The 3251-nt window shown below is 70.0% G+C and carries 4 protein-coding genes; all 4 read right to left on the bottom strand.

Annotated features, from left to right (window positions below; all coding sequences use genetic code 11):
- Positions 1-64 precede the first annotated feature (64 nt).
- The gene (locus tag K2Y03_RS08695) at positions 65-526 is read right to left on the bottom strand and encodes an SUF system Fe-S cluster assembly protein (RefSeq protein WP_294090065.1); all 462 of its coding nucleotides are present in this window, start codon (positions 524-526) and stop codon (positions 65-67) included.
- A 13-nt stretch (positions 527-539) separates the two neighbouring features.
- Positions 540-1733 carry a SufS family cysteine desulfurase gene (locus tag K2Y03_RS08690; protein WP_294090070.1) on the bottom strand — a complete coding sequence of 398 codons (1194 nt, stop codon included), beginning with the start codon at positions 1731-1733 and terminating at the stop codon, positions 540-542.
- A gap of 149 nt (positions 1734-1882) precedes the next feature.
- Positions 1883-2632 carry a SufD family Fe-S cluster assembly protein gene (locus K2Y03_RS08685; RefSeq protein ID WP_294090068.1) on the bottom strand — a complete coding sequence of 250 codons (750 nt, stop codon included), beginning with the start codon at positions 2630-2632 and terminating at the stop codon, positions 1883-1885.
- A gap of 157 nt (positions 2633-2789) precedes the next feature.
- On the bottom strand, positions 2790-3251 hold a 462-nt coding region (locus tag K2Y03_RS08680), incomplete at its 5' end, for an ABC transporter ATP-binding protein (RefSeq protein WP_367114766.1).

Raw genomic sequence — 3251 nt, 5'->3', positions numbered from 1 at the left:
CCCCTCCCGCAAGCGGGAGGGGAGACTTGTCGTAACCCCTCCCCCGAAGCGGAGGGGCAAACAGCTACAGCATCCCCAGCTCTAGCCGGGCCTCGTCGCTCATCTTGCCCGGGTCCCAGGGCGGATCCCAGACCAGGTTGACCTCGGCCGAGCCGACGCCGGGCACCGCGCCGACGCGGATTTCAACCTCCGCCGGCATCGATTCGGCCACCGGGCAGTGCGGCGTCGTCAGCGTCATGGTGACGACGACATGGCCGTCGCTCACCTCGACATTGTAAACCAGCCCCAGCTCATAGATGTTCACCGGGATTTCGGGGTCGTAAATGTCCTTCAGCGCCGCGATCACCGCCTCATAAACCGCGCTGCCCGGCCCCTCGCCATCGCTTTCGGCCGGGGCCTGCGCCTTCAGGAAGCCGTCCAGATAGTCGCGCTTGCGCTCGAACTGCGCGCGCGCGCCGTCCTGCTCCACGCGCGCCTTGGGTGGGGTGGGCACCTGTTCCACTTCCTCGACCTCAAACTTGCTCATGCCAAAATCCCGTTCATCCGAAGATCCGTGTCACCCGTTCGATCCCCGCGACCAGCGCGGCGACATCGGCCGGGGTGGAATAGACGCCAAAGCTGGCGCGCGCGGTTGCCTCCACCCCCAGCGCCGCCATCAGCGGCTGGGCACAGTGGTGGCCGGCGCGGATCGCCACGCCGCCTTCATCCAAGATGGTGCCGATGTCGTGCGGGTGCACCCCCTCGATCGCGAAGCTGACAATGCCGGCCGAGTCCTCGGGGCCGAACAGCCGCACCGAATTGATCGCGCCCAGCGCCGCGCGCGCCGCGCGCACCAGGGCCGCCTCATGCGCGTGGATCGCGGCGACGCCGGCCGTTTCCACATAATCGATCGCGGCCGCCAGCCCCGCGGCGCCCGCGATATGCGGCGTGCCCGCCTCGAACCGGGCCGGCGGCGGGGCATAGGTGGTGCCGGCAAAGCTGACCTTGTCGATCATCGCGCCGCCCCCCTGCCAGGGCGGCATCTGCGCCAGAATGTCGCCGCGCGCCCACAGCACGCCAATGCCGGTCGGACCATAGAGCTTGTGGCCTGAAAACACGTAGAAATCGCAGCCGAGCGCCGCCACATCAACCGGCAGGCGCGGCACCGCCTGGCACCCGTCGAGCAGCAGCTTGGCGCCCACCGAATGCGCGATCTGCGCCGCGCGCGCGCCGTCGAGCACCGAGCCGAGCACGTTCGACACATGGGCGAGCGCCACCAGCTTGTGCTGGGGCGTGATCATCGCGGCCATCGCGTCCAGATCGATGCGGTGATCGGCGGTGAGCGGCACCACGTCGATTGCCGCGCCCACCCGTTCGGCCACCAGCTGCCACGGCACGATGTTCGAATGATGCTCCAGCGTCGACAGCAGGATGCGGTCACCCGGCTTCAGCTGCGTCGCGGCCCAGCTGTACGCGACCAGATTGATCCCCTCGGTCGCGCCGCGCACGAACACGATCTCGTCCGCGCTCGCCGCGCCGATGAAGCGCGCAACGCGGGCCCGCGCCGCCTCGAACGCCAGCGTCATGTCGGCCGAGCGCTGATAGACGCCGCGATGGACGGTCGCATAATCGGGGCCATAGGCGCGCGCGATCGCGTCGATCACGGCTTGCGGCTTCTGCGCGGTGGCGGCGCTATCCAGATAATGCCAGCCCTCGGGCAGGCCGGGGAAGTCGGCGCGGTGCCGCGCCCCCAGATCCTCCCCGGCACGGGGAGGGGGACCAAGGCGCGCAGCGGCTTGGTGGAGGGGGCTGGCAGAGCCGGGCGCCGCATCGGCGCCCCCTCCACCCCCGGCCTGCGGCCGGCGGTCCCCCTCCCCGTGAACGGGGAGGATTTTCAGGTCGCTCACAGCAGCTTCTCCAGCGCCGCCTGCGCGGCGGCCTCCAGCGTTTCGCGCGTGGCGTCGTCGGCGCTTTCGAACGCGCTGGCGATGAACGCCTGCAGCAGCAGCGCCTTGGCCTCGGCCGGCGGCAGGCCCCGGCTCTGGAGGTAGAACAGCCCCATCGCGTCCAGCTCGCCCACCGTCGCGCCATGCGCGCACTTCACATCATCGGCGAAGATTTCCAGCTCGGGCTTGGCATTGGCGGTCGCGGTGCGCGCCAGCAGCATCGCCTTGACCGACTGGCTGGCGTCGGTCTTCTGCGCATGCCGCGCCACCGCCACCTTGCCCAGATAGCTGCCCGTCGCGCGCGCGCCCAGCACCGAACGCACCAGCTGGTTGCTGGTCGCATGCGGCTCGACATGGCGGACGGTGGTGACGATTTCCAGCGTCTGCTCCGCCCCGCCCAGCATCGCCGCGCCCAGCTCGAAATGCGCGCCCTCGTGCAGGGTGACGTCGATCGTCACCCGCCCCAGCCGGCCGCCGGTGTTCAGCACATGGAAGGTCGCGCGCGCGCCGGCGGCCAGATCGATCACATAATCCTGCACTGCCACCGCATCGGGCGCGGCATCCTGCACGACGACGCGGGCAATCGCCGCGCCGGCCGGCACCGCGATATGCTCAGGCTCTGCCACCGGCCAGGCACCGCCCAGCGCCGCCAGATCGCTATAGCGCCACGCCTCGTCGCGGCGGGTGGGAAGGGTGAGCGACATCAGTTCCTCCCCAAGCTTGTCTTGGGGAGGGGGACCGCGCAAAGCGCGGTGGAGGGGAAGGCCGCAACAGCGGTGGCGGGGTCATGCCCCTCCACCATGCCGCTGCGCGTCATGGTCCCCCTCCCCGAGCCGAGCTCGGGGAGGATCTTGTGGCCGCCGCTCACGCCGCCACCCCCGCATAGCCTTCGGCCTCCAGCGTCAGCGCCAGCTCCGGCCCGCCCGTCTTCACGATCCGCCCGTCGCTCAGAATATGCACGAAGTCGGGCGCGACATAATCGAGCAGCCGCTGATAGTGCGTGATCAGCACCACGGCGCGATCGGGCGCGCGCATGATGCGGTTGATCCCCTCGCCCACCACGCGCAGCGCGTCGATGTCGAGCCCGCTGTCGGTCTCGTCCAGAATGGCGAGGCTGGGGGCCAGAATGCCCATCTGCACCATCTCGTTGCGCTTCTTCTCGCCGCCCGAAAAGCCGACATTCACGGGGCGCTTCAGCATTTCCGCGTCGAGCCCCAGTGCCGCCGCCTGCGCCCGCGCGAGCTTCAGAAAGTCCGCGCCCGACAGCGGCGCCTCATCACGCGCGCGGCGCTGCGCGTTCAGGCTCTCGCGCAGGAACTGCACGTT

This window comes from Sphingomonas sp. (assembly GCF_019746015.1).
Classification (GTDB): Bacteria; Pseudomonadota; Alphaproteobacteria; order Sphingomonadales; family Sphingomonadaceae; genus Sphingomonas.
The sequence above is the reverse complement of the archived record's forward strand: the minus strand, read 5'-3'. Positions and strand labels throughout refer to the sequence as shown.

What these genes read in the sequence shown, in the direction of transcription:
- K2Y03_RS08695 (WP_294090065.1), bottom strand. Translation starts at nt 526, where the DNA reads ATGAGCAAGTTTGAGGTCGAGGAAGTGGAACAGGTGCCCACCCCACCC.